This window comes from Pseudomonas putida, from assembly GCF_004357765.1.
GTDB classification, from domain to species: Bacteria; Pseudomonadota; Gammaproteobacteria; order Pseudomonadales; family Pseudomonadaceae; genus Aquipseudomonas; species Aquipseudomonas putida_U.
Genome location: NZ_SMTE01000001.1, coordinates 33537 through 49487 on the forward strand (window position 1 = coordinate 33537; position 15951 = coordinate 49487).

The following is a 15951-nucleotide window of genomic DNA, read 5'->3' on the forward strand; positions in this document are numbered from 1 at the left end:
GGTGCCGCGCAACCAATGAGGCAAGGATGACCACCATCGCCCACTCGCCCCAGGCCGCCGAGACCGGCTCGCTTGATTCGCTGATCCACCTGCAGGGCGCCATCGAAGCCCGCCTCGAGGCGTTGTTGCCCGCCGCCGGTAGCGAGCGCGACCTGGTGGCCGCTGCCATGCGTGATTGCACCCTGGCGCCAGGCAAGCGCCTGCGCCCGTTGCTGCTGGTCCTGGCAGCAGAAGGGCTGGGCGCCTGCCCCAAGGCCGCACTGGACGTTGGTTGTGCGATAGAGATGGTCCATGCGGCATCGTTGGTGCTCGATGATCTGCCCTGCATGGACGACGCCACCTTGCGTCGAGGCCGGGCCACCTTGCACTTGGCGTTCGGCGAGGATGTGGCGCTGCTGGCGGCGATCGCCTTGTTGTCCCGTGCATTCGCCCTGGTGGCCAGGCTCGAGGGTGTCTCGCCCCAGGTGCGTGCCGATCTGGTCGCGACCTTGGCCGACGCGATCGGTAGCCAGGGGCTGGTCAAGGGCCAGTTGCAGGACTTGCGTGACGGCATCCTGCCGCGCAGCGCCGAGCAGATCGTCGAGACCAACCAGTTGAAGACCGGTGCGTTGTTCGGCGCGATCCTGGCCATGGCAGGACACCTGGCCGATGCCACCGCTGCGCTGCAGGCATCGCTGCAGCGCTTCGCCGGCGAGCTTGGCCAAGCCTTCCAACTGTATGACGACCTGCGAGACCGCGACGCAGGTACCGGCAAGGATCCTGACAAGGATCACGGCAAGTCCACCTTACTGGCCCTGTGCGGCGAGGAGGCGGTTCGCGACCGATTGGCTGTCCACCTGGCCAATGCCGAGCATTACCTGGCCGAAGCCTCGCTCGGGGAGCGAAAGATCGTTCTGATGTTGCGTAGCGTGTTCACTTGCACCGGGTCGTCGCAATCAAACTTTCACGGCCCGTTGGGTTCTTCTGAACAACAACCCTCGCATGAAGGAGCCGAGCATGGAACACGACGACCGTAAACCCGCTGACAAGGTCCCCCACGTGGTGTCATCGGAGCAGGCGCAGCAGGGTGAACGTGCGCCCAAGCCCGTACTGGAACGCCCGGATCCTGATACCGAGGCAGTGGACAAGGTGATCACCCCCACCTCGACCCAGGAGGTCGAAGAACAGACCGAGGCCATCGAAAAACGCTTGCGCGACGTGGAGGGCAAGGCCAGTCGATGACCGGCCTTGCCACCTCGTCGATCAATGGGGCGCGCGGGGAATGGTCTTGAGCAGGTCTTCAGGACTGATGTGACCGACCACCTGCGCCACCGCACTGCCGGGTGTCGGCAGGTCGATGATGTGACTCTTCATCTTGCCGATCACGTGCATTTCACACGGCTTGCAGTCGAACTTCAGGGTCAGTACCTCGTCGCCCTGGATTAGCTGCATGGGGGCGACCTTGGTGCGTACGCCGGTGACGCCTTTGGCCTGCTTGGGGCAGAGGTTGAACGAGAAGCGCAGGCAGTGCTTGGTGATCATCACCGGCACCTCGCCGTGCTCTTCATGGGCCTCGTAGGCCGCGTCGATCAGTTGCACACCGTGGCGGTGATAGAAGTCACGCGCCTTCTGGTTGTACACGTTGGCGAGGAACGACAAGTGCGATTCCGGGTACACCGGAGGTGGCGTGGTTTCGGCCTTTCGCCCACCGCGCGGGTGAGCCTTGACCCGCGCCTCGGTGAGTGCCTCGATAGCTTCGCGGCGCAAAGCCTTGAGCTGCGAATTGGGAATGAAGAACGCTTGCGGAGCATCGAGTTCGATGGCGCTGGCGTGGTACTGGGTAGTCCCCAGCTGACCGAGCAGGTCGCGCAGTTGGTCGAGGGCCTGGGCTGGCTTGTTGGCCACGCCGAACGGTCCGTCCAGGGTCAGCTGGACACTGACGCCTTCTTCGCTGGTCGCGGTCAGGGTCAGACGCTCCTCGCGCAACCGCGCCTGCCACTGCACGCCGACCCGGCGTTCGGCCGAGGTGCGTAGCAGGGCTTGTTGCCAGTTGTGGTCGAGATTACGTGACAGCGGGTGGTTGGGACGCAGCTTGTGCAGCCCTTCGGGCATCTCGTTGGGCTCGACGCGATAGCGGTAGCGTTTTTGACCGTCCTCATCGAATTCACCGCGTGGCTCGGCGATGTTGGCGCGGAACCCGACCACTTCGCGCTTGACCAGCACATTGAGGCCGTCGCCGTTGGTCAACGGCACTTCGGTGACCACCAACATGTCGCGCTTGCCGACTTTTTCGACGACGCCCACCGGCAGGCCGGTGAAGGTCGGCGAGTCGAAGGCGCCGATGTCGACCTTACGCTCACTGACGAAATAGTCGGTACTGCCGCGGTGGAACGTCTTGTCTGGGTCGGGCAGGAAGAAGTGTTCGGTACGCCCGCTGGAAGCGCGGGCCAGTTCCGGGCGGCCTTCGAGGATGGCGTCGAGCTGCTGACGGTAGTGGGCCGTGATGTTCTTCACGTAGCCCATGTCCTTGTAGCGACCCTCGATCTTGAACGAGCGCACGCCGGCATCCACCAGGTCGGCCAGGTTGGCGGTCTGGTTGTTGTCCTTCATCGACAGCAGGTGCTTCTCGAAGGCGACGACGCGGCCCTGGTCGTCCTTGAGGGTGTACGGCAGGCGGCAAGCCTGGGAGCAGTCGCCACGGTTGGCACTGCGCCCGGTCTGGGCGTGGGAGATGTTGCACTGGCCGGAGAAGGCTACGCACAGGGCGCCATGGATGAAGAACTCGATGGCGGCATCGGTTTCGGCGGCGATGGCACGGATCTGCTGCAGGTTCAGCTCGCGGGCCAGCACCAGTTGGGAGAAACCGGCCTGGTCGAGGAACTTCGCCCGCTCCAGGGTACGGATGTCGGTCTGGGTGCTGGCATGCAACTCGATCGGCGGGATGTCCAGTTCCATCACGCCCAGGTCCTGCACGATCAACGCGTCGACACCGGCGTCGTACAACTGGTGGATCAGCTTGCGCGCAGGTTCGAGCTCGTTGTCGTGGAGGATGGTGTTGATGGTGGTGAATACGCGCGCATGGTAGCGGTGGGCGAATTCGACCAGTTCGGCGATATCGCCGACTTCGTTACAGGCGTTATGGCGTGCGCCGAAGCTCGGGCCGCCGATGTAGATGGCATCAGCGCCGTGCAGGATCGCCTCGCGGGCGATGGCCACGTCACGGGCAGGGCTGAGCAGTTCCAGGTGATTCTTTGGAAGGGACATATCGTTATGGTTTCGGGCGGTCACGGTTTAGGGCGGCATTGTAGCGGTGAAATGGATTGGTGACATCTTTGCCTGCCAAGAGGTGTGTGGTCTGTGCCGAAGATCAAAGGCTGATCCCCTTCAAGCACTCGACAAGGCGCAACGCTGCCGGCGACAGACTGCTCTCGCTGCGGGTGATCACCCCCAGTTCCCGTTCCAGCCCAGGCTCGGGCAGATACCGGCGGACCAGACGCCGCTCACCGTCATCCGCCGATTCCGGCAGCAACGCGATACCCAAGCCATTGCGCACCAGCGCCAAGACCGTGGACATGTAGTTGGCCTCCATGGCCACTCGTAACGTCAATCCACGCGCCTGGAACACCTGCTCGATCTGCGCCCGCACGCTGCTGTCGCGGCCAGTGAGGATCATTGGCTGCTCGTGCAGGTCGGCAAGGCCCAACTCACCGCTGACCAGCGGATGCCCGGCAGGTACGAACAGACACAGGCGGTCGTGCAGCAGCGGTGTGAACGACAGCCCATGGCCAAGCCTGGCCCGTACTCCCAGGCCAAAATCGACGTCGCCATCGCGCACCCGCTCGGTGATGCGCTCGGCCACCAGATCGCGCAAGCGCACTTCGATACCTGGGTATTGCTCATGGAACACGGCCAGTCGTTCGGGGAGGGCACCGGCACACAGCGAGGGCAGGGCTGCCACGCTGACCACGCCGCGACGCACGGCGGCCAGGCCTTGGCTGGCGCTGACGATGTTGCCCAGGTCCAGCAGCAGTTTCTCCATCGCCGGCAGCGCCTCGCGCCCGGCTGCGGTCAATGCCACATGGCGAGGGCTGCGCTCCAGCAGTTCCACCCCCAACCAACCTTCCAACTGGCGGATCTGCACGGTCAGTGCCGACGGCGACAGGTGCAGGTCGTCGGCGGCGCGGGCGAAGTTGCCGCGTTGGACCACGGTGATGAAGGCGCGGATGTGCTGCAAGGCATTCTTCATTTTGTTTTTTCGAACGTGAGTGGCTTTAAATTGCAAATTACACGCGCCGTGGCCCTTCCTGATACTCCAGGCAACAACAAAAATCACATGCTGGAGTCGCCCATGCTCGCCCTCTATGGCGTCATTACCATTCTGTCTCTGCTTGTCGCGGTGATGAGCAAACGCCTCTGGCCGTTGGTGGCGTTGATCGCCTTTCCCATCATTGCAGCCCTGTTGGCCGGCTTCGGCCTGCAGACCAGCGGTTTCATCCTCACCGGGATCAAGAATGTCGCGCCGGTAGTGGGCATGTTCATCTTCGCCATCCTGTTCTTCGGTGTGATGACCGATGCCGGCATGCTCGATCCGATCATTGACCGCATCCTGCGCGCCGTCGGCACCCGGCCCACGCGCATCGTCTGTGGCACTGCGTTGCTGGCGTTGCTGGTGCACCTGGACGGTTCGGGTGCGGTGACCTTTCTGGTCACGGTGCCGGCGATGCTGCCGTTGTATACCCGCCTGGGTATCGACCGACGGGTGCTGGCCTGTGTCGCAGCGATGGCTGCCGGAGTCAACTTCCTGCCGTGGACCGGACCTGTGCTGCGCTCTTCCGCGGCCCTGCACGTGCCGGTGGCGGACCTGTTCCAGCCGCTCATTCCGGTGCAACTGGTGGGCCTGGCGTTCGTCTTCGCCTGTGCCTGGTGGCTGGGCCGGCGGGAGGAAAAGCGCCTGGGCCTGTGTGGCGGCAGCGATGTCGCCGCGCCGCAGCGTGCCCTCAGCACCGAGGAGCAGGCGTTGCGCCGACCGCGCCTGTTCTGGCCGAACCTGTTGCTGACGGTATTGGTCATGGCCGTGATGATCGCCGGCTGGGTCGACCCGGTGGTGATGTTCATGCTCGGTACCGTGATTGCGCTGTGCCTGAACTATCCTCGCGTCGATCATCAGCGCGAACGCATCGACGCCCACGCCAAGACCGCGCTGACCATGGCCAGCATCCTCCTGGCCGCTGGCGTGTTCACCGGCATCATGCAAGGTACCGGCATGCTCAAGGCCATGGCTGAGGTGGCGGTGCAGCAGATTCCACCAGGGCACGGGAAGTTGATCCCCGCGCTGGTGGGTTTCGTATCGATGCCACTGAGCCTGCTGTTCGACCCTGACTCCTTCTACTTCGGCGTGATGCCGGTGATCGCCGAAGTCGGCCGTTCGCTTGGCGTCGACCCGGTGCAGGTGGCCCAGGCTTCGCTGCTTGGGGTGCATACCACCGGGTTCCCGGTTAGCCCGCTGACCCCGGCCACCTTCCTGCTGGTCGGCCTGTGCAAGCTGGAGCTGGCCGACCACCAACGGTTCACCCTGCCATTACTGTTTGCCGCGTCGGTGCTGATGACTCTGACCGCGTTGGCACTGGGAGTATTCTGAAGATGAACACCCTGCGCATCGGCGCTGGCGCCGGTTATTCCGGCGACCGCGTGGAGCCTGCCGTCGAACTGGCCCGTGACGGCGATCTTGACTACCTGATATTCGAATGCCTGGCCGAGCGGACTATCGCCTTGGCCCAGCAAGCACGCCTGGCCGAACCCGAAGCCGGCTTCGATCCTTTGCTGGTCACGCGCATGCGGGCCGTGCTGCCCTTCGTCCGTCAGGGCAGTCGACGCCTGCGGATCATCAGCAACATGGGCGCCGCCAACCCACGTGCAGCAGCTCGCCAGGTCGTCGCTGTCGCCACTGAATTGGGGTTGCACGGGCTCAAGGTGGCGGCAGTGGAGGGCGACGACGTACTCGCCGTGCTGCGCGAACACCCAGATTGGCAGTTGGACAACGGTCTGAATGTGGCCGCTCTGGGCGAGCGCATGGTGTCGGCCAACGCCTACCTTGGGGTCGAGGGCATTCTCCAGGCCTTGGCCGAGGATGCCGATGTGGTGATCACTGGGCGCGTCGCCGATCCTTCGTTGTTCCTTGCGCCACAGTTGCATGCCTTTGGCTGGGCGGCAGACGATTGGCTGCGGCGTGGCCGCGGCACGCTCATCGGTCACCTGCTCGAATGCGCCGGGCAGGTCAGCGGAGGTTATTTCGCCGACCCCGGCGTGAAGGATGTCCCCGACCTGGCGCGGCTGGGTTTCCCCCTCGCCGAAATCGACTCCGAGGGCCAGGCATGCATCACCAAGGTCGCCGGCAGCGGCGGGCGCATCGACGTCGCGACCTGCACCGAGCAACTGCTGTACGAGGTGCACGACCCGGGCTGCTACTTCACGCCCGATGTGGTCGCTGACTTTTCCGCTGTGCACTTTGCCTTGCAGGGGCCGGACACGGTGCAGGTCAGCGGTGCCACCGGCACTCAGCGACCCGAACGACTGAAAGTGACCGTTGGCTATCGTGACGGTTGGATCGGTGAAGGGCAGATTTCCTATGGTGGCCCCAATGCGCTGGCGCGAGCCCGCCTGGCCGGGAAGATAGTCGAGCAGCGGCTGACCCTGACCGGCGTGCCGGTCGAGGAGCTACGTTGCGAGTTAATGGGCATCGACTCGCTGCACGGCAGTGATTTCGGCCACTCTGGCGAGCCCTGGGAAGTGCGCTTGCGCGTGGCCGGGCGCTGCGCCACGCGGGCGGCTGCCCAGGCCTTGGCCAACGAAGTGGAGACCCTGTACACCAACGGCCCTGCCGGCGGCGGCGGTGCCACCCGCCAAGTGCGCGAGGTGTTGGCAGTGGCCAGCCTGTACCTGCCCCGTGAGTTCGCCATCGCCCGTGTCCATCTGGAGGTCTGCCCATGACCGTCGCATTACATGAAATTGCCCATACCCGTACCGGAGACAAGGGCGATACTTCGAACATTTCGCTGATCGCCTATCGGGCGGAGGACTACGCCGTGCTGTTGCGCGAGGTCACGGTGGATAAGGTCGAGGCCTGGTTCGCCCATTTGCGCGATGCCGATGCGGGACCGGTTCGGCGTTACGAGCTGCCGCAGTTACGGGCGCTGAACTTCGTGTTGCCTGGGCTGCTGCGCGGTGGCGTGACACGGTCGCTGGCGCTGGATGCACATGGCAAGTGCCTGGGGGCGGCTCTGTTGGGGATGCAGGTGCGGCGCTAGACAGGGGAGTGTCGGGGGCCGCTTGGCGGCCCATTGTCAGAACTGGTATTGCAGCCCAGCCCCCGCATACCAGGACCGCCCCGGCGCCGCCTCGTAGTAGCGCCCGTTGCTGTCGCCGACGATCACCGAGCCGACGTACTGGCGGTCCAGCAGGTTATCCAGCCGCAATAACTGGTGGAAGGTCCACGGCCCGTAGTGCTGTTCGAACCGGGTTCGCCAGTTGAATACGGCATAGCTGGGCGCGACATGCTGGTCGTTGCTGTCCTCGACGTACACCTTGCTCCGGTATTGCCCTTCAAGCCCCATGCTGATGCCGTCGCGCGGTTTCCAGATCAGTTCGCCGAACAGGCTGGCCTGAGGCACGCCTGGGAGATGATTGCCCTTGTCGATGCTGGTGGTACCTTGGCTGAATGCTTCGTCATAGGTCGCATCGAGCAGGGTATAGGCCAGATTGGCCTGCCATTGGGCATTGAACTGGCGTTGTACGCTGAGTTCGAACCCGCGGCGCAGCGTCTTGCCGGCGTTACGGTAGCTGGTGCGCCCGCCTTCCGAGGCCGCCACCACGATCTCGTCCTTGGTGCGGATCTCGAAGATCGCGGCGTTGACCCGGGTGCGTTCATCCGGACGCGCCTTGAGGCCGAGCTCGTATTGGGTGCTGGTGGCCGGGTCGAGTCCGAAGTTGAAACCTTCCACGGCGCCGGGCGCATAGGCCATCTCGGCCTGGGTCGGGGTCTCGAAGGCCTTGCCGGCACTGATATAGCCGTGCAGGTCGGGGGTGAAGGCGTACATCACCGACAAGGTTGGTGTGGCGCGCTGGTATTTCTTCGAGCCACTGGCATCGCCGTTGGCCAGGTAGTGGTCGTCGACCTCCATCTTCATGGTGCTATGACGCAGGCCCGCGTCCACGGTCCAGCGGTCCAGCTCCCAGTGGGCCTGGATATAAGGGTCGAGGCTGGTGGCGGTGTCCTTTTCCTTGCGTCGCAACTCGCCCTTGACGCCCAGGGTGGCGCCGCTGAAGTTCTGGTAGCCGCGACGGTCGTCGGTGCTGCGGTCGTAGTCGGCGCCGACGGTCACGGTAAGGTTGCCGGGCGCGGCGGCGATGGGCTGGATCCAGCGCAACGTGCCCCCATGGAATTCACGGTCGAAGTCGACCACGCCACCGCCGCGGTCGTTGGCTGGCGCGCCCTTGGGAATCGACAGGTACTGGATCACGCTGCGCTTGCCGGCATACAGGTTGAACTGCAAGGTCGCATCGCCAAAGGTGCGCTCGTAGTTCATGCCCAGTTGCTGGTGATGGATGCTCTTGCGCGTGTCGTATTGCTCGGCTCGCTCGGACACCGACCGCGGATCATGCTTGTAGGCCTCCCAGGTCTGCCCAAGCGGATCCTCGGTGCCGTTTTGCTCCAAGGTACTGAAGATCAGCGCCAGACGGCTGTCCTCGTCGGGCCGCACGTGCACCTTGGCGAAGGTCTGGTCGCGGCGGGCCGAGCTGTGGTCGCGGTAGCCATCGGTGTCCATCCGCGAAGCGTCCACCAGGAAACCGGCCTTGTCGTCGCCACCTTCGCTGTACACGTGGTGCTTGTTGAACCCGTCGCTGCCGAAGGTGGTTTCGGCGCCCACCTTGGGTGGACCTGCGCCGTCGCGGGAAAACATCTGGATGACACCGCCTGCATTGCTGCCGTAGATGGCAGAGGCCGGGCCACGCAGGACTTCTATGCGATCGGCCACATCCAGGTTCAAGGTGGCAGCCTGGCCTTGGCCGTCCGGCGTACTGGCCGGAATTCCATCGCTGAGCAGCTTGATACCGCGCACGCCGAACGCCGAGCGGGCGCCGTAACCGCGTGAAGAGATTTGCAGGTCTTGGGCGTAGTTCTGGCGGTTTTGCACCACCAGGCCCGGCACCCGATTGAGCGCCTCCGACAGGTTCACGCCCAACTGGCCATCGGCGATCTGCGCTCGGTCGACGGTGTCGATGGAGTACGGCAGGTCGAAAGTCGGATTGGGTACGTAGCTGCCGGTGATCACCACCGGCTCGAGCAACTCGAAACGGCTGGGCGGTTCGGCCTGGGCCAAGGGGCACAGGCTCAGGCCGGGGAGCAAGGCGCTCAGCGCTCTGCGGCGTAGAGAGGTATCGGGCATCGGGCAGCGTCCTGCTGGTGCAGCATTCCTGGGGTCGGTCAGGCCTTGGCAGCCATGGCGGTCACTTCTACACGCATGCCCTCGAACGCAAGCGATGCCACGCCAACGGCGGCACGGACCGGCCAGGGCTTGCTGAAGAAGCGCTGGTATACCTCGTTGAACACGGCGCGGTCGGCCATATCGGTGAGGTAGATGGTCAGGTGCAGGACGCGGTCCATGCTGCTACCGGCTTTTTCCAGAGCGTCCTTCAGGGCCTGCAGGGTGCATTCGCACTGGGTGACGATGTCGCCCAATTCCAGGCTACCGTCGGCACGAATCGGCACTTGGGTGGTGACCAGTAAGCCATTGAACTCGGCGACGTCGGAGGAAATGGATTCGGCATCGGAGTCCGGAGTGAAGATGATGTCTGCGTTTGCCATGAGTCGTTTTGCCTTGCGACGTGGGAAAAAGTGCAAGCCTACGCGAGCGGCACGGGCGGGTCGAGCACGATGGCCCGGTCAAGGCACCGCTGGGCCATCGAGCATTGTCATCACCGGCGGTGCAGGTCAGAATCGCGCCCGATTCTGACGCTAGGGGTTAACGTTGAACGAACAGACATTGTCGAGGCGCCTTGAGCGCGTGGCGGCGCAGGTGCCGCAGGGCGCGCGCCTGGCGGATATCGGCTCGGACCACGGCTACCTGCCGGTGGCGTTGCGCCTGCGTGGGGTGATCGAAGCGGCAGTGGCGGGTGAAGTGGCGCAGACACCGTTCGCCTCTGCCCAACGCACGGTACGTGAAAACGGCCTGCAAGCGAGTATCAGTGTGCGTCTGGCCGATGGCCTGGCGGCCATCGAGGCGGATGATCGGATTACCGCCATCACCTTCTGCGGCATGGGCGGTCAGACCATTCGCGACATCCTCGAGCGCGACCGCCGGCATCTGTCGGGGCGCGAGCGGCTGATCCTGCAGCCCAATGGCGATGAGCGCGAACTGCGTGAGTGGCTGGCGGCGAACGGCTACCGCATCGTCAGCGAAGAACTGCTGCGCGAACACCGTTTCGATTACGAGATCATTGTCGCCGAGCCGGGCGAGGGGCAGGCCTATAGCGCGCAGGAACTGTATTTCGGACCTTTGTTATTGCGCCAGCGCAGCCCTGCATTCTTGAACAAATGGCAGCGTATGCTACGGCAGAAACAACAGACCCTGGCGAATTTCCAACGTGCGCGGGCGACGGTCCCGGAACACAAGACCCGCGATTTCGAGCGGCAGGTCAGTTGGATCAACGAGGTCCTGGCCTGAATCACAGGCGCGAACAGTTACCCATTTCCCGGTAGGCGATTTCGTGGGTCTGGCCTTGGTGGTCGATATAGACCATGTGCGAGGTACCCACTTCACAGTCGGCAGCGTTGCTGTCCGGCGTGATCGAGATGACCTTGGCCACATCCATAGGCATGCCGTATTCGTAGTTGCTGCTGTTCGCCGCTTGGTGGACTGGCTGGGCCGCCAACGCGGTGAAGGAGGCGAGGGTGGCCGACAGGGCGAGGAAAGCGATCGAATGTTTCATGGCAGGCTCCTTCTTTGCGGATGTCTCATGATGTATTCATTGGTCATGCACAACAAATGGGCTATACCGTGATAGATTCCTGCCTTCGGCGTAAGAATATAGCGAGGATGCCACGCGGATGGACATGTTGCACGCCATGCGTACCTTCACCCGGGTCATCGAGTGCGGCAGTTTTGCGGCTGCTGCCAATGCCCTGGACATTTCCGCTGCGCAAGTCTCACGGATCATCGCGGAGCTGGAGAACCAGCTACAGACGCGCTTGCTGCATCGCACCACCCGGCGTTTGCGCATGAGCGAGGCGGGCGAGCGGTTTCTCGAACGGGCACGGCAGATCTTGCTGCTGACCGACGAAGCCATGGACGAGGCCCGTGGTGCGCACCTCACGCCGCGCGGGCGCCTGCGCCTGCACTGCCCGCATGGCATGGGCATGTTGCTGATGCCCCTGGTGGCTGGCTACAACGCCTTGTGCCCGGAGGTGGTGATCGAGCTTACGCTGTCACAGCGCAATCCCGACCCGCTGGCCGAGGGGCACGATGTGGTGATCACGGTCGACGAGGCGCTGCCCGATTCACAACTGATCGCAGTGCCGTTGGGCAACATCTTCAGCATTCCCTGCGCGGCGCCCAGCTACCTCGACGCCCATGGCGTACCGGAGCGTCCCGAAGACCTGCACGACCATCGCTGCCTGCGTATGGCCTATCCGATGTATGAAAGGGACTGGGTGTTCCCACAGGGGGTCGATCAATTCGTGATCGCCCCGCGGGACAGCTTCCTGACCAATGTGGCCGATGCCATGCTGGTGGCCAGTGAGTTGGGGATGGGGATCGGTCTGTTGCCCTTCTATACGGCAAGCGAAGCCATCGAGCAGGGCCGCCTGCGCCGTCTGCTGGCGCCGTACAGGCTGCGCGAGAGCATGCTGTATGCGATCTACCCGTCGCGACATTACCTCGACGCCAAGGTGCGGACCTGGATCGATTACCTCAAGGAAGAGTTACCGGCGCTGTTCCAGAGCCATGAGCGGGTGGTGGACGACCAGCGTTATTGGCGGTGACTGGGGAAGGGCGGCTAGCTGATTCATCGGCGGCGCCGATATCGCGCGCCGCCGGCGCGGCGCGCAATTTACGCACTACCCTCGATCCCAAGTGCACCGAGCGAAACAGCTGCCCTCAGCGGCTGTCCTGATCCTCGGCCGTACCGCCCGAGGCACCGGCACCGGAACCTGTGCCTTCGCCGGTGTTGTTGGAGCCGCCGGCAGCGCCGTCGGCGGCATCGGAATTGCTGCCGGTGTCGGCGCTGTCGTTGTCGCCGGTTCCGCCTGGGGTATTCACACTGCTCCCTTCACCTGCCGTCTTGCCAGGCGTCGGGTCGGCCGGTTGGGTGGCAGAGGGCCGGTTATAGGTGCTGCCCTCGCTGGCGGCGAAACTGGCTGCCGAGGCCAGGCCGAGTGCCAGGGCAAGGCTGAGCGAAAGCGGACGAATGCGCATCATGGTCGATCTCCTGTGCGAACGATGTGTCATTCGTTGGGCGTTGCAATCATGGCGCAGTGCTGTCCGGCCGACAGGCGGTCGTGAACAGGGCCGCGATGGCGGCCCTGGTGCAGTCAAGAATGCTCGGCATGCGCTGCCGTTTGCGGCGGGCTTTGCTCCGCCGCCTCGAGCGGCGGATGTTCCTGGGCGGCGTGCATCAGGTCTTCGGTCACCCGCAGTTCGGCACCGGTGGGCGAGAATGTCGCGGTGGCGGCGAACGGCGCCGGGTGTTCGGCCTTGGGCCGCTTGCCGCGACGCCACAGGAAGAAGCCGAACATCGCTCCATTGATCACGGTGAAGGCCCAGAACAGTCCGACCTCGCCGAACGATGTCATCATCGGCGAAATCGCCAGTGGAGCCAGCGCCGAGCCCAGCGAGTTGATCAGCAGCAAGCCCTGGATCATCGGCACCAGGGCATCGGAAGGCGCACGGTCGGCTGCACTGCTGACCGCGACCGGGTACAGCGCGAACACCCCGCCCCCGAGCAGGAACAGCAAGACCGGCAGTAGCATCGAATTCGCCGGCAGCAGCACGACGATCACCGACAGCACGGTGCACAGTGCTGCCAGTGCGATCAGGACGTCCTGGCGGTCCTTGCGGTCGGACCAGCGACCGACCGGGTATTGCAGCAGCATCGCGCCGAGGATCACCCAGGCCATCATGTTGCCGATCTCACCCACGTCCATGCCGATCCGTTGCAGGTACAACGGCAGCAGCGCGTAGATCCCGGCAATGGCCGCGCCCGAGCCGAAGCAACCGACCAGCCCGGTCGGCGCGACGCCCAGCAGTTGGCGGGGCTTGAGGGGTTCGACCTGCTCCAGCAACGGCGAGACTTGTGGCAGGATCACGATGGGCATCACCGACAGTGCCGCGAGCATGCCGGCGACCATGAATGGCGCGGTCTCGCCCCAACCGGTGATCTCGCCCAAGGTGGCCTGGGCGATCACTCCGGCTCCATAGAAGGCGATCATGTACAGCGCCAGCAGGCGGCCACGGATCTTCGCGTCACCGGCCAGCAGCAACCAACTCTCGATCACCAGGAACACCCCCACCGTGGCCCAGCCGTTGATCAGGCGCAGGGCGATCCACCAGGTGGTGTCGTAGAACAGGCCTTGGGCCAGGATGGTCGCGGCGATCAGTGAGGCGAAACTGCTGTAGGCGCGGATGTGGCCGATTCGCAGGATCAGCCGGTCGTTGAATACGGCGCCCAGGGTCAGGCCAATGAAATAGGCCGACGAGACGATACCGATCATGGTTGCCGATTCGCCGGCAGCGCCCAGGCGCAGAGTCGTCAGGGAAGACATGAAGCCATTGCCCAAGGCGATGATGAAAAGCCCGAGCAGGGGTGCCAGCGCCATGGCCAGCAAACGCGGAGACATAGTTACCTCGAATGGATGAAGACGGGATGAGCGCCTCTTCGAACACGCACGGCGCACCGGGCCATGACGGGCCGGTGGGCTGCACGGGTGTGCCTAAGCTGGATGCGACCTGGGCAAGACTCAACCGCTAAACCTGTCAGGAAGTAGGTCGGGCGGGGTCGGTTGAGCCTATTGCACATGGGCGGGCATGTGTTCAGGCACGGACTTTGTCGTTGCTGCCGGTTGCCACCGTTCAAGGCGACGGCCGAAAAGGAGGCGCGATTCTAAGCCCTGCGAACGATTTGCCCAAGGGGCTGACACCTGCGACGAGACGCCGCACCTGCCATTGCCGTGGCTCGGTGGCCGCGCCGGGCAGCGAGATGCCGGCTGCCAGCACGAAGGCCTGCCAGTCAGCGCCGGTCTGCGGCATACTGTCGCATTTCCAGGAAGGACACGCTTCATGCTGGCATCGCTGTCGGCCATTCTGGCACCCGTCTTCATCGTCGCCGGCATTGGCTATCTGTGGGCCCGAAAAGGGTTCGATTACCCCACCGAGTTCGTCGCACGCATGGTCATGACCGTCGGCACGCCGTCGCTGGTGCTGTCGACATTGAGCCGTACCGAATTGCAGGCCGATGCCTTTCTCGGCATGGCCGCGGCCTGCAGCCTGTGCCTGGCCGGCATGGCCCTGGCAGGTTGGCTGGTGTGTCGGGTGGGCGGTTACCAATGGCGGGTACTGATGCCGGCATTCATGTTTCCCAACACCGGCAACATGGGCCTGCCGATCAGTCTCTATGCCTTCGGTGAGCACGGCCTGGCACTGGCGGTGGCGTTCTTCCTGACATTGTCGGTGTTCCAGTTCACCCTGGGTCTGGCCATTTCCGGCACTGCCGCCTCGTTCAAGGCGTTGTTGCGCAACCCTATCGTCATCAGTCTGGCAGGGGCCATGCCGATCATCTTCTGGGGCGTCGAACTGCCACGCTGGCTGGCCAATACCGTGGACCTGCTCGGTGGCATGAGTATTCCGCTGATGTTGCTGACCCTTGGCGTGTCGCTGGCCAGCCTGCGCTTGCGTCATGTCGGTAGTGGCCTGCTGCTGGGCGGTCTGCGCATCGTGCTGGGGGCGGCGGTGGGCTGGGCAATCGGCCAGATGCTGGGCATGGGGGAGTTGGAACGGGCGGTGTTGATGGTGCAGTCGTCGATGCCGGTGGCGGTGTTCAACTACCTCATGGCGGTGCGCGCCAACCGTGAACCCGAGCAGGTGGCGAACCTGGTGATGTGTTCGACGGTGCTGTCCTTCGCCTGGCTGCCGCTGGTGCTTTCGTGGACCCTGTGAAGGTTCTGGCTCCAGTGGCAGCCGTGCGGACGGTCAGGGCGTGACCAGACGCTCATGTTTCCAGCCAGCGTCGGTCAGGACCATGGCATCGGTGGCCTGGAGCGGTCGCTCTGCGCTGGCCACCGCCTTGTCCAGGTCGGCGATGCCGTTGCGAACGCTTTGCTGCTTTGCCCACTGTGGCAGCCCAATGACCTTGTAGGCATAGGTCACTTGTGAAGTCTGTTTGCCGTTGCTGCGCGTAGGTTCGCTGAAGCGTTTGACATCCGTGACCTGCGCCTTGCCGAAGCACAGCCCGCCGACGGCTTTGCCATCGCGTTGCCGGCCGACATTGGCCTTGTAGTACTTGCGGCCTTCCTCGGTCAGGTCGTAGGCGTAGTAGATATCGGTACGAGCAGGTTGCCACAGGCGCGCCGGCACCTCCGTGCGGGAAATCTCCTGTTCACTGACCACGCCCACCTTGGCCAGCGCATGCAGGGCCTGGTTGGTGCCGTGGATGTCGAAGTCCTTGGTCTGGGTGGGAAACGCGCTGATCACGAAGCAGTGGGGATATTGCGTATCGAGGTAGGCCTGGGCGGCTGCTTGGAATGTGGCCTTGTTCGGCTGCTCGTTGCCGGAGCAGCCGGCCAGCGCCGATAGCAGCGCCAGGGGTACGATCTTCCTGTACATGATGAAGCGTCCTTGGATTGCCGAAAGTATTGCGGTGGGCCGAATTAGACCCCACGTACTAGAGCGGCGCAATCGTGGCAGGACGGCATCTCAGGATACA

16 protein-coding genes are annotated in these 15951 nt (G+C 64.0%); 8 read left to right on the top strand and 8 right to left on the bottom strand.

All coding sequences use genetic code 11. The features are described 5' to 3' along the window. Positions 1 to 26: 26 nt before the first annotated feature. Positions 27 to 1016, top strand: a complete 990-nt coding sequence (locus tag E2H86_RS00180) for a polyprenyl synthetase family protein (protein ID WP_133323871.1) — start codon at positions 27 to 29, stop codon at positions 1014 to 1016. Continuing rightward, a complete protein-coding gene (locus E2H86_RS00185) occupies positions 997 to 1221 on the top strand; it encodes a hypothetical protein (RefSeq protein WP_133323872.1) in 225 nt (74 codons plus the stop codon). Before E2H86_RS00180 ends, E2H86_RS00185 begins: the two co-directional genes overlap by 20 nt. 21 nt (positions 1222 to 1242) lie before the next feature. Here E2H86_RS00185 and E2H86_RS00190 read toward each other — a convergent pair whose 3' ends face one another. After that, the gene (locus E2H86_RS00190; RefSeq protein ID WP_133323873.1) at positions 1243 to 3243 is read right to left on the bottom strand and encodes a peptidase U32 family protein; all 2001 of its coding nucleotides are present in this window, start codon (positions 3241 to 3243) and stop codon (positions 1243 to 1245) included. A gap of 103 nt (positions 3244 to 3346) precedes the next feature. Further along, positions 3347 to 4225: a LysR family transcriptional regulator gene (locus E2H86_RS00195; RefSeq protein ID WP_133323874.1), complete on the bottom strand. Its 879-nt coding sequence runs from the start codon at positions 4223 to 4225 to the stop codon at positions 3347 to 3349. A gap of 102 nt (positions 4226 to 4327) precedes the next feature. Between E2H86_RS00195 and E2H86_RS00200 the strand changes: the two genes are divergently transcribed. Genes E2H86_RS00200 through E2H86_RS00210 form a run of 3 tightly spaced genes read left to right on the top strand, consistent with a single transcriptional unit; the run spans position 4328 to position 7283 of the window. Next, positions 4328 to 5617 (top strand): CitMHS family transporter, encoded by a 1290-nt coding sequence (locus E2H86_RS00200; RefSeq protein WP_133323875.1) that lies wholly within the window; start codon positions 4328 to 4330, stop codon positions 5615 to 5617. A 2-nt stretch (positions 5618 to 5619) separates the two neighbouring features. Then, positions 5620 to 6966 carry an acyclic terpene utilization AtuA family protein gene (locus E2H86_RS00205; RefSeq protein WP_133323876.1) on the top strand — a complete coding sequence of 449 codons (1347 nt, stop codon included), beginning with the start codon at positions 5620 to 5622 and terminating at the stop codon, positions 6964 to 6966. After that, on the top strand, positions 6963 to 7283 hold the full coding sequence (locus E2H86_RS00210; RefSeq protein WP_133323877.1) for an AtuA-related protein: 321 nt from the start codon (positions 6963 to 6965) through the stop codon (positions 7281 to 7283). Before E2H86_RS00205 ends, E2H86_RS00210 begins: the two co-directional genes overlap by 4 nt. A gap of 36 nt (positions 7284 to 7319) precedes the next feature. Here E2H86_RS00210 and E2H86_RS00215 read toward each other — a convergent pair whose 3' ends face one another. Both E2H86_RS00215 and E2H86_RS00220 read right to left on the bottom strand, forming a co-directional pair. Continuing rightward, positions 7320 to 9422 (bottom strand): TonB-dependent receptor family protein, encoded by a 2103-nt coding sequence (locus tag E2H86_RS00215; RefSeq protein ID WP_133323878.1) that lies wholly within the window; start codon positions 9420 to 9422, stop codon positions 7320 to 7322. Between the two features lie 38 nt (positions 9423 to 9460). Beyond that, positions 9461 to 9841: a RidA family protein gene (locus tag E2H86_RS00220; RefSeq protein WP_133323879.1), complete on the bottom strand. Its 381-nt coding sequence runs from the start codon at positions 9839 to 9841 to the stop codon at positions 9461 to 9463. Between the two features lie 163 nt (positions 9842 to 10004). Here E2H86_RS00220 and E2H86_RS00225 point away from each other — a divergent pair, with 163 nt between their 5' ends. After that, the gene (locus E2H86_RS00225; RefSeq protein WP_133323880.1) at positions 10005 to 10700 is read left to right on the top strand and encodes a tRNA (adenine(22)-N(1))-methyltransferase; all 696 of its coding nucleotides are present in this window, start codon (positions 10005 to 10007) and stop codon (positions 10698 to 10700) included. Between the two features lies 1 nt (position 10701). Here the strand turns inward: E2H86_RS00225 and E2H86_RS00230 are convergent, their stop codons facing one another. Next, positions 10702 to 10965, bottom strand: a complete 264-nt coding sequence (locus E2H86_RS00230) for a DUF2790 domain-containing protein (protein ID WP_133323881.1) — start codon at positions 10963 to 10965, stop codon at positions 10702 to 10704. 118 nt (positions 10966 to 11083) lie between these two features. Here E2H86_RS00230 and E2H86_RS00235 point away from each other — a divergent pair, with 118 nt between their 5' ends. After that, a complete protein-coding gene (locus E2H86_RS00235) occupies positions 11084 to 12016 on the top strand; it encodes a LysR family transcriptional regulator (protein WP_133323882.1) in 933 nt (310 codons plus the stop codon). Between the two features lie 115 nt (positions 12017 to 12131). On the opposite strand, the gene E2H86_RS00240 is transcribed toward E2H86_RS00235, so the two are convergent. Together E2H86_RS00240 and E2H86_RS00245 are read right to left on the bottom strand one after the other, a co-directional pair. After that, the gene (locus E2H86_RS00240) at positions 12132 to 12452 is read right to left on the bottom strand and encodes a hypothetical protein (RefSeq protein ID WP_133323883.1); all 321 of its coding nucleotides are present in this window, start codon (positions 12450 to 12452) and stop codon (positions 12132 to 12134) included. Between the two features lie 113 nt (positions 12453 to 12565). Next, positions 12566 to 13870, bottom strand: a complete 1305-nt coding sequence (locus tag E2H86_RS00245) for an MFS transporter (RefSeq protein WP_133323884.1) — start codon at positions 13868 to 13870, stop codon at positions 12566 to 12568. Positions 13871 to 14309: 439 nt separating this feature from the next. Here E2H86_RS00245 and E2H86_RS00250 point away from each other — a divergent pair, with 439 nt between their 5' ends. Continuing rightward, on the top strand, positions 14310 to 15185 hold the full coding sequence (locus E2H86_RS00250; RefSeq protein WP_133323885.1) for an AEC family transporter: 876 nt from the start codon (positions 14310 to 14312) through the stop codon (positions 15183 to 15185). 33 nt (positions 15186 to 15218) lie between these two features. Here the strand turns inward: E2H86_RS00250 and E2H86_RS00255 are convergent, their stop codons facing one another. Further along, the gene (locus tag E2H86_RS00255) at positions 15219 to 15851 is read right to left on the bottom strand and encodes a hypothetical protein (RefSeq protein WP_133323886.1); all 633 of its coding nucleotides are present in this window, start codon (positions 15849 to 15851) and stop codon (positions 15219 to 15221) included. Positions 15852 to 15951 lie beyond the last annotated feature (100 nt).

Coding starts and splice junctions, on each gene's coding strand:
- E2H86_RS00240 (WP_133323883.1), bottom strand. CDS start 12,452: ATGATGCGCATTCGTCCGCTTTCGCTCAGCCTTGCCCTGGCACTCGGC.
- E2H86_RS00220 (WP_133323879.1), bottom strand. CDS start 9,841: ATGGCAAACGCAGACATCATCTTCACTCCGGACTCCGATGCCGAATCC.
- E2H86_RS00255 (WP_133323886.1), bottom strand. CDS start 15,851: ATGTACAGGAAGATCGTACCCCTGGCGCTGCTATCGGCGCTGGCCGGC.
- E2H86_RS00200 (WP_133323875.1), top strand. CDS start 4,328: ATGCTCGCCCTCTATGGCGTCATTACCATTCTGTCTCTGCTTGTCGCG.
- E2H86_RS00185 (WP_133323872.1), top strand. CDS start 997: ATGGAACACGACGACCGTAAACCCGCTGACAAGGTCCCCCACGTGGTG.
- E2H86_RS00230 (WP_133323881.1), bottom strand. CDS start 10,965: ATGAAACATTCGATCGCTTTCCTCGCCCTGTCGGCCACCCTCGCCTCC.
- E2H86_RS00235 (WP_133323882.1), top strand. CDS start 11,084: ATGGACATGTTGCACGCCATGCGTACCTTCACCCGGGTCATCGAGTGC.
- E2H86_RS00210 (WP_133323877.1), top strand. CDS start 6,963: ATGACCGTCGCATTACATGAAATTGCCCATACCCGTACCGGAGACAAG.
- E2H86_RS00195 (WP_133323874.1), bottom strand. CDS start 4,225: ATGAAGAATGCCTTGCAGCACATCCGCGCCTTCATCACCGTGGTCCAA.
- E2H86_RS00180 (WP_133323871.1), top strand. CDS start 27: ATGACCACCATCGCCCACTCGCCCCAGGCCGCCGAGACCGGCTCGCTT.
- E2H86_RS00215 (WP_133323878.1), bottom strand. CDS start 9,422: ATGCCCGATACCTCTCTACGCCGCAGAGCGCTGAGCGCCTTGCTCCCC.
- E2H86_RS00190 (WP_133323873.1), bottom strand. CDS start 3,243: ATGTCCCTTCCAAAGAATCACCTGGAACTGCTCAGCCCTGCCCGTGAC.
- E2H86_RS00250 (WP_133323885.1), top strand. CDS start 14,310: ATGCTGGCATCGCTGTCGGCCATTCTGGCACCCGTCTTCATCGTCGCC.
- E2H86_RS00205 (WP_133323876.1), top strand. CDS start 5,620: ATGAACACCCTGCGCATCGGCGCTGGCGCCGGTTATTCCGGCGACCGC.
- E2H86_RS00245 (WP_133323884.1), bottom strand. CDS start 13,870: ATGTCTCCGCGTTTGCTGGCCATGGCGCTGGCACCCCTGCTCGGGCTT.